This window comes from Halostagnicola kamekurae, from assembly GCF_900116205.1.
Taxonomy (GTDB): Archaea; Halobacteriota; Halobacteria; order Halobacteriales; family Natrialbaceae; genus Halostagnicola; species Halostagnicola kamekurae.
Genome location: NZ_FOZS01000001.1, coordinates 729,324 through 746,489, shown reverse-complemented (window position 1 = coordinate 746,489; position 17,166 = coordinate 729,324). Strand labels below are relative to the sequence as shown.

The window sequence follows — 17,166 nt, the reverse complement described above, 5'->3', positions numbered from 1 at the left end:
TCCAGCGTGTTTCTATCCGGGTCGACCATGCTAGTTCCGGGAAAAACGGCCACTGTTGGCGCAAATGTTGCGTCGGAAGTACACGTCCGTTTATAGCTGTTTTCGAGCCCATCGTACGAGGGACGGCTACACCGTGTGCGTTCGACCCACGACAGACGTGAACGAGCGGTATCCCTCCTGAGAGAATGTGACACCGGAACTGACCCGGAAGAACGCGACACGTTTTTCCCGGTCCCGTTCCGTTCTCGAGCGTATGTTCCGTTCCGGTGCCTTCGTCGCCGACCACGTTTCGCCGGCGACCGACGAGCAGATCCAGCCAAACGGCGTCGATCTCACCCTCGAGATCGTCTTCGAGCAACTCGAGCCAGGTCGCATCACGAAAGACGGCAAATCGGTCGGCGAGCGGGTCGCCCGCCCGCTCGAGGAACTCGAGGAGAAGGTGCCCCAGACGTACTACCTCCCCGAGGGAGCCTACGTCGCTCGCTACGGCGAGCGGATCGAGATCCCCGACGGCCACATCGGGTTCGTCTATCCGCGCTCGTCGCTCATGCGCAACTCCTGTATGCTCAACACGGCAGTCTGGGACGCCGGCTACGAGGGCCGCGGCGAGGGACTCCTGCAGGTCCACCACGACATCGAGATCCAGCGCGGCGCCCGTATCGCCCAGCTGGTGCTCGTCGAGGCCGACCACGAAGAGACCTACGACGGGAGCTATCAGGGCGAGAACCTCGAGGGACGCTAGTCGGCGCCGTCGTCCGAGTTTTGTTCGACTTCCGCGGATTTTCGTCCGACTCGCCCGTCGGCACCGTCGTCCGAGTTTTGTTCGACTTCCGCGGATTTTCGTCCGACTCGCCCGTCGGCACCTCGAGTCGAACGCTACTACCTCGAGTCCAGCTCCGCTATCTTGAGTCGAGCTCCGCTACCTCGAGCCGGGATTCCCTACTTCGTACGAATACGCGAGCGACGATCGGAGCCGATCAAACGCGTCGAGGATCTCACGAGCCCGCACTGCGTCGGGAACGCGAACGCGGGTCGGCGGCCTCGCCGATTCGGAGTCGCGAAGCCACCACCATGCTCGGCGGAACACCGATTCGGCAGACGCCGGTTTCCAGTCGAACCGAAGGACGGATTCCGTCGTTGCCACGCGAACGCGCTGGAGGCGCTCGAGATCGTACGCAACATAGCCGTTGGCGTTCGGATCGCGCTTCAGACGATCCCACGTCAGTTTGTAGTTCGCTCCGTCGCTCGTCCACGCGGCGACCCCATCGACGGGAACGACGGCCGATCCGGGGACCCGCTCCAGCGCTTCGTTCAGCGTCGCGACGAGTCTGTCGAGCTCGCTCGCGTTGCACTCGCGGATATGCGTCTCGTGAGGGACCGAGTAATACAGCCACGACTGCTCGGTCAGGATCGCGAAGGCCTCGAGGGAGAACGTGCGGTCGGTCCACCCGTCGGTATCACCGACAGCGATCTCCAGCACCGACTCGACGAGCGGCCGATCCGTCGGTAGCGACGCCCGGTACTCCCGTCCGGAGCCGGCGAAGACTTGCTCCGATTCCGGCACCCGCGCTAACTCGCCGCTGACGGTTTCGAACTGATCGTGCTTCGAATCGATTCGAAGGTGGACAGCGGATCCGTACTCGAGGAGGAGATCGACGACCCGGTTTTCGGCGGTCACGCGGCCGGTGTCGTCCCAATCTTTGACCCCAGGAAGGGACCGAGTGACGAGCCGGTGGGTCGGCTCGCCGCTCCCGGCTCGCTCGCGCAACGTCATCGCCCCATCACCGCGGACGTCATCGCTCCACCACCGAGATTTCGAACGCGAGTTCGCGTCTGCGACGGACAGCCATCGGACGGGTCGGACTAGGACGGGACGCAACCATAATTGCTGCGTCGAATCGTCCGCCGATTCGCACACAGTTTTCCCGCTCGCGGGCGTCCGTCCCGGTATGATGGCGACGACGCACGTGTTCGCGGGGCTGGCCGTCGTCGCCCCGGTCGCCTACGCCGGTCCCGAACTCGCGGCCCCGCTCGCCGTCGGCGCGATCTGTGGCGGACTCGCCCCCGACTTCGATCTCTTCCTCGAGCACCGGCGGACCTTTCACGCGCCCGTGCTCGGCGCACCCCTCGCCGCGCTCGGTATCGTCGTCGCACTGCTCGTTCCGGCGGCGATCACCGCCGCGCTCGCGGCCGCCGCGGTCGCCGCCTGGCTCCACTCGGCTAGCGACGCGCTCGGAGGGGGTCCCGAGATGGACCCGTGGACTCACCGAAGCGAGCGCGCAGTCTACGATCACGTCCGCTCTACGTGGATCCGACCGCGTCGGTGGATCCGATACGACGGTGCTCCGGAAGACGCCGCCCTGGCGGTCGGGCTCGCGGTGCCCGGGCTACTCGTCTTCGACGGCTGGGTGAGCGCCGTCATCGTCGTCGGCATCGCCGTCTCGGTCGCGTACGCGCTCGTTCGCCGGCGGCTCGTCGAGTGGACGCCCGAGTGGCTCGAGTGAGCGCCCCGAGACTTCTTAAGCGAAAACAAGGCCAGACCCGCTATGAGCGAACACGACTCGGTCGCGAAACGCCTCGAGCGGTACTTCATCATCGCTTCCACGCGGTGTTCGAACTGCGGCGACGTTCACAGCACCGTCACCGTCGACGGCGACGCGTACACGGCCGCTGATTTCGGCATCGACTCGCAGGCGGAGTGGTCGGAGACGCTCGACGAGGAAGAGGCGTGGATGCGGGCGAATCCGGCGGCAGTCGAGGCCGCGTTAGGAGCGCTCGAGGACGACTGGCCGCACTCGGTCGCGGCGGTGCGAAATCACGTCCTGTAGTGGCGACCGCAAGTGTCAGTCGCCGTCGGTCTCGAACCCCGACTCGCGGCGGTCGTCGCCCAGAAGGCGGATCGGCGGAAGGCGGTGGATCGCCCGAAGAACGGCTCCCTCGAGTGCGGGCACGACCGTGCGGTAGCCGATGATCGTGAACCCCGCGAGGATCACCGCGAATCCGGCGACCGCGAGTCCCGAAAGCTGTTCGCCCAGAACGAGCCACCCGCCGATCGCGGCGACCGCGGGGCTGGCGTAGAAGGTGAGGCTCGAGCGGATCGCCCCGACCTCGTCGATGAGGTCGAAGTACGCGATGTAGGCGATCGCACCAGCGAAGACGCCGACGTAGACCAGCGCGACGACCGCCCCGGCGGTCCACTCGATCGCGGCGGCCGACTCGCCCGCGCCGACACTCAGCGCGTGGAGCAAGAGCGCGCTGACGGGAAGCGCCCAGGCGGTTCGAACCGTACTCGAGGTCGTCGTCTCGGCGCGTCGAATCAGGACGCCGCCGAGCGCGGCGCTGACGGCGCCGCCGAAGACGATGGCGGTGCCGTAGTCGAGCGCGCTCGAGAGGTTCCCGGGATCGATTCCGATCACCATCGCGACGCCGACGAGTCCGACCGCGGTACCGACCGCCCCCGCTGGCGTCAGTCGCTCGTCGGCGAGCAAGACGCCGGCGAAAAGCGGCGAGAAGATCGGGACGAGACTGAAGACGATCGACCCGACCGCGCTCGAGACGTACCCCTGACCGACGAACAGGAGCGCATTCGCCAGTCCGATCGCGAAGACGCCGGCGGCGATGATGCCGGCGATGTCGCCTCGCGTTCGCGGGACGAGATCCGCTCGCGGCGTCGTCACTGCGGCGTACGCGAGGAGAAGAACGGCCGCGATATCGAAGCGCAACGCGACGAAAAGCAGCGGCGGGATGTACGCCTGTCCCGCTTTCGCGGCGACGAACGTCCCGCCGAAGAAGACGCTCGCGAGGACGAACGAAACGGCGACCCGCGTTCGGGACATCTAGCTCACCACCCGACACGGTTCTCGAGCAGTCCGAATAGACGAAAGGAGGTTCCAGATCATCGTGTATGTGACCGAACGAGGCCGACGCACGTAAATTAATTCAGTAAATATTTCAGAGTAAGAAACAGTGGTGCGGCGCGCTATCCTTTCGAGCGGCGCAATCGTTCACGGTGTGAAATTTATTCACGGCCCAAAACGCATTTCTATCGAGGGGGCAAACGACGCGTATGGACCGCGCACTCGAGGAGATCGAATTTCTCGCGCTCTCTCCGAATCGGATCGCGGTGTTGAACGCGCTCCGGGACGCGCCGGCCACGCGGCGCGAACTCGAGGGCGAGACGGGGGCCTCACAGCCGACGCTCGGGCGCATCCTTCGGGATTTCGAGGACCGGAACTGGATCGCGAGGATGGACGAGGGCTACGACGTGACCGCCACCGGACGGCTCGTCGCGGCCGGCTTTACGGACCTGCGGGAGATCGTCGAGACGGAACTGACCCTGCGAGACGTGGTTCCGTGGTTGCCGACCGACGAGATGGACTTCGACCTGCTCGCGCTCAGGGACGCGACGATCACCGTTCCGTCCCAGACGCGACCGGGCGCGCCGGTCAGCCGGGTCACGGACACGATCCGAGGCGCCGATTCCGTTCGAATCGTCTCCCACGCGTTCAACGAGCGGAGCCTCGAGACGATCCACCGGGGGGTCAACGAGAACGGACAGCGCTTCGACGGCGTCTTCTCGACGACCGCGATCGACGCCCTCGCGGACGACCAGTCTCTCGGGGACCTGCTTTGCGACCTCCTCGAGGCCGACCGGGCCGCGGTTCGCGTCGTCGACGGCGACGTTCCCCACGCCGTGACCATCGCCGACGACGTGCTCAGCCTCATGGTTCGAGACGACGACGGGGTGTTGCAAGCGGCGCTCGACACCGACGACGAACGGGTTCGCGCGTGGGGACGGGATCTCCACGAACGCTACTGGGACCGGGCGCGACCGCTCGAGGCGAGCGACCTCGAGTGAGCAGTGTAGGCGGCGAAAAGCGGTGCGGGAGACGGCTCAGTTCTCGAGGCGCTCTCGAGCGGCCGCGATCACGAGCGGGAGCGAGATGGTCGCGTCGCCGTAGACCGAGACGTTTCGGGCGTCTTTCTCGAGTTTGCCCCACGAGCGCGCCTCCTCGAGAGTGGCCCCCGACAGACCGCCTGTCTGTTTGGGGTCCATCGTCAACTGGACGGCGTAGTCGTACGCGCCGGGCGTGACGAGCATCGTCTGGAGGGTGAAGTTCTTCGGGACGCCGCCGCCGACGACGAACGCGCCCGCCTCCTCGGAATCGTAGGCGATGTCGGTCAGCGCGGTCATGTCGGCGAGCGCGTCGAGCGAGAAGTCGCTCGTCTGGGAGTACATCCACGCCTGCAGGCCGAGCACCGAGTCCTGAATCGCCGGACAGTAGATCGGTACGTCGTTCTCGTAGGCCGCGGCGGCGATACCGGGGCCCTCCGCGACGTTCTCCCGGTCGTTGACCGCCGCGTTGGCCCGTCCGAGTTCTTCGGTCAGCCGTTGGATAGGGACGACGCCCTCGGCCTCGAGCGGCGGGAAGACCTCCTCCCGGAGGTGGGACTCGAACGTGGCGAAGAACTCCTGCGGAAGGTAGACGTTGTAAATCCGATCGACGCCCTCGTCGCGCAGCGTCTCGTCGTGCTCGCGCTCGGTCTTCCCCTCGGCAGTCACCGATCCGTGGTGGTGTTTGCCCCCGATCGCCTCGATGCTGTCGTGGGTCAGGTTTGCCCCGGTCGTCACGAGCGCGTCGATGTAGCCATCCCGAATCAGGTCGGCGACGATGCGTCGCATTCCGGTCGGCACCATCGCGCCCGCGAGGCCGAAGAAGACAGTCACGCCGTCGTCGAACATCGCCTCCGTGACCGAGACGGCCTCGTGGATGTTCGCCGCGCCGACGCCCGCGTTCCCGTATTCGTCTGCCAGTTCGCCGACGGTCATCCCGGCTCGAGCCTCGGCGTGGCCGATCGGGTCGTAGGAGAACGTCTCTCGGCCCTCGTCCGACCCGTGGGCGTGCTCGCCGTCGTGGTCGCCCTCGTCGCGTGCGTCAGCGTGATCGTGCTCGTCGGTCATACTCGCGGATGGGGGACCGATCGTGTTGAACGCCGCGGTTCTGCGCTCGAGGGCGGGGCTAGTCGTTCGGGAACGATTTTCGATACAGAATCATCGTGAACTCGTCCCCGCAAAACTCGACCTGCCGTCGTTGTACCTCTTCGAACGAATTGCTCTCGTAGAACCGCTGTGCGCCGGTTTGTTTGGGCGTCGTATCGAGAACGATGTCTGAATAGCCTGCTTCGATCGCGCGTCGTTCGAGGGCGTCATACACTCGTTGGCCGTGCCCTCGCCGTTGGTGGGCCGGGTCGACGCGCATCCGTTTAAGTTCCGCCGTCGTGTCGGAGAGGTCCTCGAAAAACTCCGTGATATACCCCTCTGCGGGTCGAAACGCACCCATTGCAACGATTTGAGTATCGACTTCACCGACGAGAAAATCGCCCCCGTTCTCGAGATACGCCCCTTCGATATCCTCGAGATCCGGGTCCGGTGCGCCGTCGATGAACGATCCGACATCCCGCATCGCTTCCTCGTGGAGTTCAAGAATTCGGTCGGTATCGGCGGGCCGGTATCGTCTGAGAGACAACGGCGAAGCCATATCGGAATGTGGATTCGGAAATTCAATAAATATTTTCACATAAATGGTTGTGGATTTCACAAGGAATGGATCAACGACTAACGGAGGAGATGAAGGGAACTATAGCCCGGTCGGCACGTCGAGATACGTCGTCTCGAGGCCCCACTCCTCGACCAACTCCTGAAGCGACTGGACGCCGAACGTTTCGGTCGCGTAGTGGCCCGCCAGTACGACGTTGATACCCGCCTCCTGAGCCTCGTGGTAGACTTTCTGTTTCCCCTCCCCGGTGACGAACGCGTCGACGCCCGCGTCGACGGCGTCCTCGAGCCAGTCGGTTCCGCTGCCGGTGACGATCGCGACTTCCGAGATCTCCTCGGGCCCGAATCCGAGACCCCGTACCTGTCGATCGCCCGTATCGAGTTCCGACTCGAGGCGGTCACAGACCGATTCGAGCGAGAACGACTCGAGGGCGGTCCCGCGCTGGCCGATGTACTCCGGCCCGAGTTCACCGAACGGCGAGCGGTTCTCGAGACCCAACACGTCGGCGACCCCGGCCGCGTTACCGTGGTCCTGGTGGCCGTCCAGCGGGAGATGCGAGACGTACAGCGCGACGTCGTTTTCGATCAGCGGTGCGATGCGTTCGTACTTCCGACCCGTCACGCGGTCGAAGCCGCCCCAAGAGATACCGTGGTGGACGACCAGCGCGTCGGCACCGGCGTCGATCGCTCCCTCGATAGTTTCGGCGACACCGTCGACGGCGAAGGCGACGTGCTCGAGTTCGCCCTCGGCGGGGCCGACCTGGAGTCCGTTCGCGCTCGCATCGATATCCGCATAATCGGCCGTCCGGAGTTCCTCGTCGAGTCGAGCCGAGAATTCGGCGAGTTCCATACGCGGGGATTCGAACTCCCGAGACTTGTAAGTGTGCGTCGAGAGTGCCATCGCCCGAGGGCTGCGGTGCTATCGTCGATCGAGCACCCACCCGCGGAGAAACGGACCGCGACCGAGAACCGTCACTCCCCACGTTCGGCGGCGGCCGAAAACGCGAACTCGCGGAGGAGCTTTCCGGCGAGCGCCGCCGCCTGACCGTCGTCGCGGTCGTTCACTTCGACGACGTCGAACCCGCTCGCGGCAGGCGCGACGGCGCGCACGACCGAACGGAGTTCCCGGGGCTCGAGGCCGAACGGTTCCATGGTTCCCGTACCCGGCGCGTAGGCGGGATCGACGGCGTCGATGTCGACGCTCAGGTAGGCGTCCCGTTCGTCGAGCATCGACTCGAGGTCCGGGGCCGAGACGGATTCGGGGTTCGAGGCCGAGTCGGACTCGAGCAGCGAGTCGGGGCTCGACACCGCCTCCGGCGGAACGACCGTCACGTCCGCGGCCTCGGCGCGCTCCCACTCGGCCTCGCTGCCGGTTCTGGCCCCGATAACGATCGCCTCCTCGACCGAGTCGACGCTCTCGAGGATGCGCCGGGTGACACAGGCGTGAGAGAGGTCGTTGCCGTCGTACTCGTCTCGGAGGTCGAGGTGCGCGTCGAGACAGACGAACACATCGGGTTCGACGGCGCGAACGCCGGCCAGCGAGACGGTGTGTTCGCCCCCGAGCAGCAGGGGAACGGCGTCGTCCCAGACCACGTCGGTGAGCGTCCCTTCAAGGAACTCGAGGTACTCCGCCGCGTCGTCCCACGCGCGAACGTCGCCGTCGTCGAAGACCCGTAGCTCGGAGAAGTGCTGGTCCGTACGGCGGTCGTAATCGTCGTAACTTTCGGAGAAGGTTCGAATGCGACGGGGACCGAATCGGGCCCCCGGCTGAAAGGTCGTCGAGGCGTCCAGGGGCGCGCCGACGACCACGAAGTCCGCGTCGGGCTCTCGCCCGCTCGTCTCGGCTCGTCGGTAGTCGGCCGCCCCGGGAAACATTAGACGATCTTCCGCTGGTCTTCCATCTCGAGGTATTCGATGTTCTCGTCGGGCGAAACGTCCTCGTCGTCGGGGACACGCATCGTAATGGTTTCGTAGGTCTCTAGGTCCATCACCTGCATGTCGTCGCCGTCGACGGAGACGATCTGGCCCTGTTTGCGCTCGATGATCGGGACCCAGATCTTCGCGTCGACCGGCTGGGAGAGCGATCGCTTCTTGCCGTCGAAGACCCCCTCGGCTTCGATGCGGGCCTTAGCGCTGCCGTGTTTGCCCGGCTTTGCCGTGCTGTAGTCGTTGATCTTACACGCCGTATCCTCGATGACGACGTAGCTTCCTTCCTGGAGATCGCGAACTTCTTGCTGCTGTTTCGCCATACGCCGGGATAATCAACCGAACGGCATAAACCGTTTGGATCGGACGAGCGGCCGATTCCGACTCGTTCACCAGCCGAACCCGTCGGATTCGGTGGGAATCTCGAGCGGGCTCGCCGGCAACTCGTCGGTGATCTCGGGGACGTTGTACGCCCGCGGCGCGACGTCGTTCGGCGTCTCGGGATAGTACAACGAGGCCAGCGTTTGGATCTGTGTCCGACCGACGCCGAGTTCGAACTGGCCCCCGCCGTAGAGGCGAATGTCGCGTTCGTCGCAGAACGCGATGGTCTCGAGCAGCGACTCGAGCGAGCCGAATCGAGAGGGCTTGATGTTGAGCCACTTCGGTTCCCAGGGGAGCGCCTCGACGTCCTCGAGGCCGTGGATCGGCGCGTCCCAGGAGACTCGATCGCGCACGTCGGGGTCGTCGAAGAGGTCCTCGGTCTCCGAGGTCAGTGCGGGGTCCTCGACGATCGCCTCGGGGAACGCCTCGAGCACGCGACGATACAGCGCCGGATCTGCGGGCACGTCCACGTCGGTCCCCTCGTACTGGCCCTTGAGATCGAGAATCCGAACTGGTGCCGTGTTCGTAACCGCCGCGACGACCGGGTCGTCCCACTCCGGCGTCGGATCGAGTTTGAACTCGAGGTCGGGAACGCGTTCGCGCAGCGTCTCGAGACGATCCGTCGAGGGCGGCTCGCCGAGGCGGGTGCTGGCGACGAACCGAACCGGATCGAGCGAGCGCCCGAGTTCGGTTCCCAGATCCGTCCCCGCCTGCCGGAGCGCCAGATCGAGCGCGGCGCTCTCGAGCCCCCAGCGGCGGTAGTTCCGGAACACCTCGCGGTCGGGAGCGCCCGCAGGAAAGAGATCGGCGTCGGCGAGGCGGGCCGAGAAGGAGTCGATCGTGTACTCGCCGGAGAGATCCTCGAGTCCGGTTTCGGCTAGCGCGTGGTGTTCGTCCGTTTCGTAGGTGACGTCCTCGCCCGTCCCCGTCGCCGTTCGGCCGTTTTCGGCGGGGCCGGACAGCGAAAACAGCGTCGTCACCCGGGTGAAGCCGCTGGTCGTATCGGCCTCGAGTCGCTCCGTCGAAACCGAGTCGATCGCGACCGACAGATCGGCGATTCGATCGTAGTCCATGGTCTCACGAGGGGAGCCAGCGGGATATGGTTTCACCCTTCTATCGGTCCAGCGAACGAGTTACCGGCCGTCGTTTCGGCTCGTCCCGTCAAATCCGCACCGAGTCACTTCTCGCGCTGGCGCTGTCGGAACCGCTGCTTGGCGAACTGCGGTTCCGCTCTGAGCCCGCGTCGCTTCCGGAACGAACGGTACAGTTGCACCGTCACGGCCGCTCCGAAGACGGCGGCGACGATCGACGCCTCGGGCGCGCCGAGCGCGTAGAGGACGCCCATCGAGAACAGCGACATCGTCAGTAACATCCCGTAGATGAGCCGCTTTGCCAGCACGGCGAAGACGTTCTTCTCGTCCTCGAGACCGACCCGGACGTAGAGGTCGTCCCGGTCGATTCGATCGAGCGTTCGTTCCGCCTTCGGCGCGATTCGGGTCAGGGACTCGCCCGACCGCCGGAGCTGCTCGCCGGTTTCCTCGAGGTACTTGCGGACCGACTCCTCGCGATAGCCCTCCTCTGTGAGGTAGTCGGTCGCCGTCGAGATGAAGTCGAAGTCCGGATCGAGGGTGAGACAGACGCCCTCGACGACCGTCGCGACCCGGAGGACGAGCGCGAGGTTCTTCGGCAGTCGGAAGGGGAACTCGTAGATCGAGTCCTCGATCTGGCCGACGATCTGTTGGACGCGGTACTGCTCGACGGCCTCGCCGCGCGCGTTCTGGATCGCCAGTTCCATCACCTCCGCCATCACCGCGCGGTCGGCGTCCGGACTCAGCGTCCCGATCTCGATCAGCGCGTCCAGTATCGCGTCGATGTCCTGATTCGCGACCGCGACGTAGAACTCGACGATCTTCTGCTGGACGAACTCGTCGACCGACCCCGACATCCCGAAGTCGTAGAAGACGATCGTGCCGTCGTCGGTCACCGAGAGGTTTCCGGGGTGGGGATCGGCGTGGAAGACGCCGTCGTCGATGATCATCTGCAGGTAGGCCCGCTCTAAGGACTTCGCGACCTCGCCCCGGTCGATCCCCTTCGCGTCGAGTTCGTCAACGTCGTTTATCTTCGTCCCCTCGACGTACTCCATCGTGAGCACGCGCGGACCGGAGTGGCTCTCGAGCACCGCCGGGATTCGGACCTGCTCGTCGCCCGCGAAGTTCGCCTTGATCTCCTCTAGCATCCGTGCCTCGCGCTCGTAGTCCATCTCCTCGCGGATCGTCCGCGAGAACTCCTCGGCGAGGTTCCCGAGGGAGAACGACCGCGACTCGTCGACGAAGTACAGCAGGATCGGCATCGACCACCGGATCACCCGAAGATCGGTTTCGACCAGCGTCTCGATGCCGGGGCGGCGGATCTTGACCGCGACGTCACGCTCGTCGATCCGTGCGCGATACACCTGTCCGAGACTGGCCCCGCTGATCGGGTCGGTGTCGAAGGCCTCGAAGCGTTCGTCTACCGGTCCCAGTTCCTCCTCGAGGACGGCTTTCGCTTCCGTCCAGTCGGCCGGCGGAACCTCGTCCTGCAAGGCCGAGAGCACCTCGATGTACTCCGGCGGGAGGATATCGGGGCGGGTCGAGAGCAACTGCCCGAGTTTGATAAACGTCGGCCCGAGCGTCAACAGCGACTCGAGCAGGACCTCGGCGCGGTGTTCGTGGGTCTCCGGATCGACTCGCCTCGAGCCGCCGAACAGGAAAAAGCGCCGTCGATCGCGGGCGTAGGCGACCAACAGCGGGAGAAACTGCCACGCGACGACGACGAACCGCCGATACGCGCGGAGAGTCGACAGATCAGGCCACCCCGCGTTAGGCGTCCTCCCCGGCGACGACGTCGATCGTCGTCTCCGCCGCGGCCTCGCGCTTTGGCAGGGTCACCTCGAGGACGCCCCGTTCGACGGTCGCGCTCGCGCCGGTCTCGGTCGCGTCGTCGGGTAACGGAAGCGAAACGTCGAGAAACAGCGATCGGTTCTCCTCGACGTATCGGTAGTCGTCGTCCACCGATTTCTCGCGGCTCGCGTCGATTTCGATCTGTCCGCCTGCGACGGCCACCTGGAGGGTCTCGGCGGAGACGCCCGGGATGTCGAGAACGAGCAGGTACTCGTCGTCGCTCTCGAGAAGATCGAAGAAGACGTCGTCGGAGAGGTCACCCAGCGCCTCGCGGAGCGTAGACATGGTATGGTCACACGTTAGGACGCGGATACGAAAAAGCCCGCGGTCGCGGAGGCCGTCGGTCGCGCCAGTCACCCAGTGTTAGCCCGTGTGGTCCGCCGCTTCGGGCCCGTCGCGAACCCCGACTGCGGGTCCGTTGTAACCCCTCGGTGTGGTCCGCGGTTCCGGATCGGCACGCCGACTCTCACAGCGTCGATTCGACCGTGCTTAGACGACTCGACCACCGGTGTTATTCCGCGCGTGACACCTGACACGTGCCGTCGTAGCTGACCTCGCCCACAGAATCGATCGCACTCGAGTCGCCACAAACCGGACAGTCCGGATTCCGTCGGATCTCGACCGTCTCGAAGGACATGTCCATCGCGTCGTACATGAGGAGCCGGCCCTCGAGCAGGTCGCCTGTCCCCAGCAGGTACTTGACGACCTCGGTCGCCTGCACGCAGCCGACGGTCCCGGGGAGGACACCGAGCACGCCGGTGGTCGCACAGTCCGGAACGGTGCCGGGTTCGGGCGCTTCGGGGAACAGACACCGGTAGCACGGCCGCTCCGGATCCGAGTCGTCTTCGGCCGCGAGACTACCGTTCGTGAACGTCGTTATCTGGCCCTCGAACCGGTATATCGCGCCGTGTGATAGTGCCGTCCCAGTGAGTGCACAATAGTCGTTCAACAGGTATCGCGTGGCGAAGTTGTCGCTCGCGTCCAAGACGATGTCGTAGTCCCCCGCGATGTCCGCGATCGTTTCGCTGGTGAGTCGCGTTTCGTAGGTCTCGACGTCGATATCGGGGTTCAGTGCGTCGACGTACGAGGCCGCGCTCTCGACTTTCGGGGTCCCCACGTCGCCGTCGGCGTGGACGATCTGGCGCTGCAAGTTCGAGCGCTCGACGACGTCGTCGTCGACGATCCCAACGTGACCGACGCCTGCCGCGGCGAGGTACTGGATCGCCGGCGAACCCAACCCGCCGGCGCCGACGATCAGCACGGATCCCTCGAGCAGCCGCTGTTGACCCTCCGGGCCGACCTCGTCCATGATCACGTGTCTCGAGTACCGCTCGAGTTGCGTCGCGTCGAGCCGAAGATCGCTCATACCAGCCGATAGGGCGATGGCGAACAAAAGGGCGAGGGTCCGTGGCTGAACGCGTCGCACCCATCGATTATATCCACCGTAAGCGGCCGTCGGAAGCCTATATTGTCCCCTTTCGCGGCGACAAAGTGGGCCAACCAATTGATTTAATACTCTGGTGTGCCATACCATGACTATGGCAACCTCACCCAGTGGTGCCGACGACGTGTTCGATCAATTCCTCGCAGAACGCGGTCACGATGTCACAGACGCCGGCTGGGAACGGACGTATAACAAGAAACAGTGTCCGGAGTGTGGCGGCGTACACGATACGGCGGCGACGGACTGCACCGTCTGTGGCTGGTCGCCACACCGATAACGTCTGACGCCGAAAACGGATCGAGGTTTCTCGGGTCGGTTCCGGACGGCCGTCCGGAACCGACCCGTCGCGGTTTCGTCTCGAGCGATGACACGGGAGAAGCATCGTCACACGGGCTCTCGTCGTCCCGTCGCGCGTTCGGACCGTCCGCGAGAGGTGTGACTGAAGATCGGGACGTTCGGTTTCGATCCGGCCGCGGTTTCTACTCACATCTGTTCACTCCCCTTATTTTTCCCTATAAATGTTAGTAGTAATGATTAAATACGAGAGGGACCGATCTCGAAACGACGATGCCCACCTGCCAGAACTGCGATTCGTTCGTCACGGAGCGGTACGCGAAAGTGTTCACCCCGCAGGGAGTCGATGAGCCGCGAGTCTGCCCCCGCTGTCCCGACAAAGTCCGTGACGGAGCCGAAGTCAGAACCGCCCGCTCGACGCGAACTGCCTGACGTGTCCAAAACCCTCCGCCAGAGAGGGATTCGCTCGGCGACAATCCACGTGACTTATGCGTCTCGCGCCCTTGTACCGGTACAATGACTACCACGGAGACGACGGTTACCCGGCTGTTTGGCGGCCCGGGAAGCGGGAAAACGACCGCTCTTCTCGACCAGGTTGAAGAAATTCTCGAAGACGACAACGTTACATTCCGAGACATTCTCGTCGTTTCGTACACGCGAGCGGCCGCACAGGAGGTCCGCGAGCGACTCGCCGACCGACTCGACGAGAGTCCGCGAGCCCTCCAGGGCAACGTCTGTACGATGCACGCCAAGGCGTACGATCTGCTGGATCTCTCTCGCGGCGACGTGATCGGCGAATCCGACAAGGAGGAGTTCTGCGAGGACTACGGAATCGAGTTCGAAGACGAGTACAGCGGTGCCGGCAGGCGGACCGCCCGCTCGACGACGATCGGAAACAAGATCATCGCGACGAGCCAGTGGCTCCAGCGGACCCGACGGGAGGTCGTCGACTGGTACGACGTCCCCTTCCAGTGGGACGTCGAGGAGGTTCGGCTCCCCCCGGAAATCGATCCGAACGCCCAGGAGGGGAACAAGTACACCCCGACGTGGCCCTCGGACGACGACCGGATCGACGTGCCGGAGGCGATCCGCGCCTGGCGAAACTACAAGGGCTCCGAAGAGAAGATCGGCTTCGCGGACATGCTAGAGCGGGTCAGACAGCGCTCGCTCGTCCCGAACGTCGACTACCTGGTGATCGACGAGTTCCAGGACATCACCACGCTGCAGTACGATGTCTATCAGGAGTGGAAACCCTACGTCGATCAGGTCCTGATCGCCGGCGACGACGACCAGGTCGTCTACTCCTGGCAGGGCGCGGACCCGGCCCTGCTGCTCGAGGAGGAAGTCGACGAGGACATCATCCTCCCGAACTCCTACCGGCTGCCGTCGAACGTGCTCAACGCGGTCAATCAGGAGATCAGACACATCGAGAAGCGACAGGACAAGGACCTCAAACCGCGCAAGGAAGGCGGCGCCGTCGAGGCCAAACGCAACGCGTCGATGCTCGACGTCGTCAGACTCGTCCGACAGACGCTGGTCGAAGGCGAGGGGACGATCATGATCCTGTTCCGGGCCCGGTACCAGATGTTCCAGTTCATCGACGAGTTCATCACCGAGGGCGTCCCCTTCACCTCGCTGACCGACCAGCGGATGTGGACCGACCGTCTCACCCAGTACGTGCGCGCGGTCGAGGCGATCGATAACGGCGAAGACGTCACCGGACTGCAGGCCCGTCGCCTCGCCGACATGCTCCAGGACTCCGCGTTCGGAACCAACGAGCGCGACGACCTCTTCGATACGATCGACGAGCGCCAGGAAGAAGCCGGCATCGACGACCTCGAAGAGCTCATGATCCCGGCCGAGGTCGTCGCCGACCATACGCCGTTTATGCCCGGGCCCGAATCCGCCTCGGACATGCTCCGAAAGGTGACGAACTTCCAGAAAAAGAGCGTCAAAGCCTACTTCGCGATCGGCAGCTACCAGAAGATGGCGACCGACCGCGTCCGCGTCGGAACGATCCACTCCGCGAAGGGCCGCGAAGCCGACCACGTCGTCGTCGGCACCGACCTCACCGAGAAGGTCGTCGAACAGATGGTCGCGACCATCGAGGACCGATCGACCGCCGACCTCGAGAACGACGCCGAGGGGATCACGGACATTCCCGGCTGCGAGGAGTTCACCAAGACGACCTCGCCGGTCCCCGTCCTCACCGACAACGAACGCCGGGTCTTCTACGTCGGCATGTCCCGCGCTCGAGAACGGCTGGTCCTGCTCGAGAACCTCGTCGACGGCGCGCCGACGCTTCCGGTCGACGTGTTGCTCAACAACCGCCTGACCGACACGCCCCTCGAGGAGCTCGTCGAACAGGCCCAGAATCCGGACGCCGACGAAGCCGAACCCGAGGTCGAAGCGGAAGCGCCGTGAGCGAGCGTGTGTCCCCGACCGCGCGCGTCGCGTCGACGCTGTCCTCGAGAGACGCCGCGGCGTTCGTCCACGCCGGGCCGTCCCGCGACCCGGCGGTTCAGTACTGTCTGCGAGCGATCGATTCGATCGAGAGCGCTCCGACGGCCGATTCGTTCGATACGACCCACGCCGTCGCGTTCGACGGCACGCGGTGGCACCACGTCAGCCGTCGCGGCGTCCCCGAAGACTGGCCCCGGCATCCGGTCGACGAACTCGCGACTCGACTCGCGGACGATGGAGTCCCCGGAACCGTGCTCGCGCCGGCGACGATTCCCCACGACGCCGCACTCTATCTCGAGCAGAACGGGTTCACGCTCGCCTCGAGCGACGTCCTGACTCGCTCCCGACGCTCGAAAACGGATCTCGAGCGCGCGCTGATCGAACGGGCCCAACAGGCGACCGCAGCCGGCGTGAAGCGAGCGGCGACGGTGCTCGCCGAATCCGACAGCGACGACGAAGGGGCGCTGCTCGCCGGCGGAACGCCGTTAACGGGCGAGCGACTTCGAATTGCGATCGACGAGGCAATCGTGGCGGCGGGATCGCTTCCCGACGGACGGACGCGGGTTACTGGTGGGATGCGAAACGACGCACCCGCAACGAGTGACGACAGTGCCGGAGCAAGCGGCGACAGAGCCGAGACGAGCGACGATGTGCTTCGCGCGGGCGAACCGATCACCGTCGCCGCCTCACCGCGCGGCCGCGAGGGATATCACGGCGGACTGGTCCGCACGTTCGTCGTCGATAGCGACGGCGGCGATTCTCGGCGAGCACACGTCGCACTGACCCAGGCGTTTCGGTCCGTACGGTCGATGCTGACGGACGCGACCCACACGACTACGGCCGTCGAAGCCGAACTCGAGGCCGAGATTCGTGCGTACGGGTTCGGCGAGGCGGACGCCGTCGATACCCGCGTTACCGGCGTCGGGCTCGAGCCGCGAGAAGCGCCCGCAGCGGCCGATTCCGACGTCGGACCCGAAACCGTCGTCCGGATCGAAGCGGCGGTTCGCGTCGGCGACGGCCGATCGGTTCGCATCGCCGACCTGCTCGCCCCCGGTCGACCCGCACAGTGGCTCGAGTCGCCGTCTCGGTCGCTCGATCCCGGGGCGTACGCGGATGCAGAGCCGCGATAGCTCAGACCGTATAGATCGGAGTCGCATCTATTA

General features: G+C 65.1%; 19 protein-coding genes. 8 read left to right on the top strand and 11 right to left on the bottom strand.

What is annotated here, in order from left to right:
* Positions 1-199 precede the first annotated feature (199 nt).
* The gene (locus BM348_RS03720; RefSeq protein ID WP_281244675.1) at positions 200-742 is read left to right on the top strand and encodes a deoxyuridine 5'-triphosphate nucleotidohydrolase; all 543 of its coding nucleotides are present in this window, start codon (positions 200-202) and stop codon (positions 740-742) included.
* 177 nt (positions 743-919) lie between these two features.
* Here the strand turns inward: BM348_RS03720 and BM348_RS03715 are convergent, their stop codons facing one another.
* Positions 920-1,774 carry a hypothetical protein gene (locus tag BM348_RS03715; protein ID WP_175507092.1) on the bottom strand — a complete coding sequence of 285 codons (855 nt, stop codon included), beginning with the start codon at positions 1,772-1,774 and terminating at the stop codon, positions 920-922.
* A 175-nt stretch (positions 1,775-1,949) separates the two neighbouring features.
* On the opposite strand from BM348_RS03715, the gene BM348_RS03710 reads away from it, so the two are divergent.
* The gene (locus BM348_RS03710) at positions 1,950-2,504 is read left to right on the top strand and encodes a metal-dependent hydrolase (protein WP_175507091.1); all 555 of its coding nucleotides are present in this window, start codon (positions 1,950-1,952) and stop codon (positions 2,502-2,504) included.
* Positions 2,505-2,546: 42 nt separating this feature from the next.
* A complete protein-coding gene (locus tag BM348_RS03705; RefSeq protein ID WP_092902123.1) occupies positions 2,547-2,828 on the top strand; it encodes a hypothetical protein in 282 nt (93 codons plus the stop codon).
* A gap of 15 nt (positions 2,829-2,843) precedes the next feature.
* Here the strand turns inward: BM348_RS03705 and BM348_RS03700 are convergent, their stop codons facing one another.
* The gene (locus BM348_RS03700; RefSeq protein ID WP_092902120.1) at positions 2,844-3,836 is read right to left on the bottom strand and encodes a DMT family transporter; all 993 of its coding nucleotides are present in this window, start codon (positions 3,834-3,836) and stop codon (positions 2,844-2,846) included.
* 230 nt (positions 3,837-4,066) lie between these two features.
* Here BM348_RS03700 and BM348_RS03695 point away from each other — a divergent pair, with 230 nt between their 5' ends.
* Positions 4,067-4,858 carry a helix-turn-helix transcriptional regulator gene (locus BM348_RS03695; protein ID WP_092902117.1) on the top strand — a complete coding sequence of 264 codons (792 nt, stop codon included), beginning with the start codon at positions 4,067-4,069 and terminating at the stop codon, positions 4,856-4,858.
* Positions 4,859-4,894: 36 nt separating this feature from the next.
* Here the strand turns inward: BM348_RS03695 and BM348_RS03690 are convergent, their stop codons facing one another.
* The 9 genes from BM348_RS03690 to ubaA form a co-directional block, all read right to left on the bottom strand.
* A complete protein-coding gene (locus BM348_RS03690; protein ID WP_092902114.1) occupies positions 4,895-5,962 on the bottom strand; it encodes a deoxyhypusine synthase in 1,068 nt (355 codons plus the stop codon).
* A 58-nt stretch (positions 5,963-6,020) separates the two neighbouring features.
* Entirely contained in the window at positions 6,021-6,539 is a 519-nt protein-coding gene (locus tag BM348_RS03685; RefSeq protein ID WP_092902111.1) for a GNAT family N-acetyltransferase, read from the bottom strand.
* 99 nt (positions 6,540-6,638) lie between these two features.
* Complete coding sequence (locus BM348_RS03680; protein ID WP_092902109.1) at positions 6,639-7,406, bottom strand: Nif3-like dinuclear metal center hexameric protein; 768 nt, start codon at positions 7,404-7,406, stop codon at positions 6,639-6,641.
* Positions 7,407-7,528: 122 nt separating this feature from the next.
* Complete coding sequence (speB, locus tag BM348_RS03675) at positions 7,529-8,431, bottom strand: agmatinase (protein WP_092902106.1); 903 nt, start codon at positions 8,429-8,431, stop codon at positions 7,529-7,531.
* Complete coding sequence (locus BM348_RS03670) at positions 8,431-8,805, bottom strand: translation initiation factor IF-5A (protein ID WP_092902103.1); 375 nt, start codon at positions 8,803-8,805, stop codon at positions 8,431-8,433. Before BM348_RS03670 ends, speB begins: the two co-directional genes overlap by 1 nt.
* Positions 8,806-8,871: 66 nt before the next feature.
* A complete protein-coding gene (locus tag BM348_RS03665; RefSeq protein WP_092902100.1) occupies positions 8,872-9,936 on the bottom strand; it encodes a hypothetical protein in 1,065 nt (354 codons plus the stop codon).
* A gap of 104 nt (positions 9,937-10,040) precedes the next feature.
* Positions 10,041-11,645: an ABC1 kinase family protein gene (locus BM348_RS03660; RefSeq protein ID WP_092902097.1), complete on the bottom strand. Its 1,605-nt coding sequence runs from the start codon at positions 11,643-11,645 to the stop codon at positions 10,041-10,043.
* A 76-nt stretch (positions 11,646-11,721) separates the two neighbouring features.
* Positions 11,722-12,087: an Hsp20/alpha crystallin family protein gene (locus BM348_RS03655; RefSeq protein ID WP_092902094.1), complete on the bottom strand. Its 366-nt coding sequence runs from the start codon at positions 12,085-12,087 to the stop codon at positions 11,722-11,724.
* Between the two features lie 226 nt (positions 12,088-12,313).
* The gene (gene ubaA, locus BM348_RS03650) at positions 12,314-13,168 is read right to left on the bottom strand and encodes an SAMP-activating enzyme E1 (RefSeq protein WP_092902091.1); all 855 of its coding nucleotides are present in this window, start codon (positions 13,166-13,168) and stop codon (positions 12,314-12,316) included.
* Between the two features lie 172 nt (positions 13,169-13,340).
* Between ubaA and BM348_RS03645 the strand changes: the two genes are divergently transcribed.
* The 4 genes from BM348_RS03645 (at position 13,341) to BM348_RS03635 (ending at position 17,133) form a co-directional block, all read left to right on the top strand.
* Positions 13,341-13,523 carry an HVO_0416 family zinc finger protein gene (locus BM348_RS03645; RefSeq protein WP_092902088.1) on the top strand — a complete coding sequence of 61 codons (183 nt, stop codon included), beginning with the start codon at positions 13,341-13,343 and terminating at the stop codon, positions 13,521-13,523.
* Between the two features lie 290 nt (positions 13,524-13,813).
* The gene (locus BM348_RS21090) at positions 13,814-13,972 is read left to right on the top strand and encodes a DUF7563 family protein (RefSeq protein ID WP_175507090.1); all 159 of its coding nucleotides are present in this window, start codon (positions 13,814-13,816) and stop codon (positions 13,970-13,972) included.
* A gap of 84 nt (positions 13,973-14,056) precedes the next feature.
* Positions 14,057-15,964, top strand: coding sequence for a UvrD-helicase domain-containing protein (locus BM348_RS03640; RefSeq protein WP_092902086.1), 1,908 nt, complete (start codon positions 14,057-14,059; stop codon positions 15,962-15,964).
* Positions 15,961-17,133 (top strand): M24 family metallopeptidase, encoded by a 1,173-nt coding sequence (locus BM348_RS03635; RefSeq protein WP_092902083.1) that lies wholly within the window; start codon positions 15,961-15,963, stop codon positions 17,131-17,133. Before BM348_RS03640 ends, BM348_RS03635 begins: the two co-directional genes overlap by 4 nt.
* Positions 17,134-17,166 lie beyond the last annotated feature (33 nt).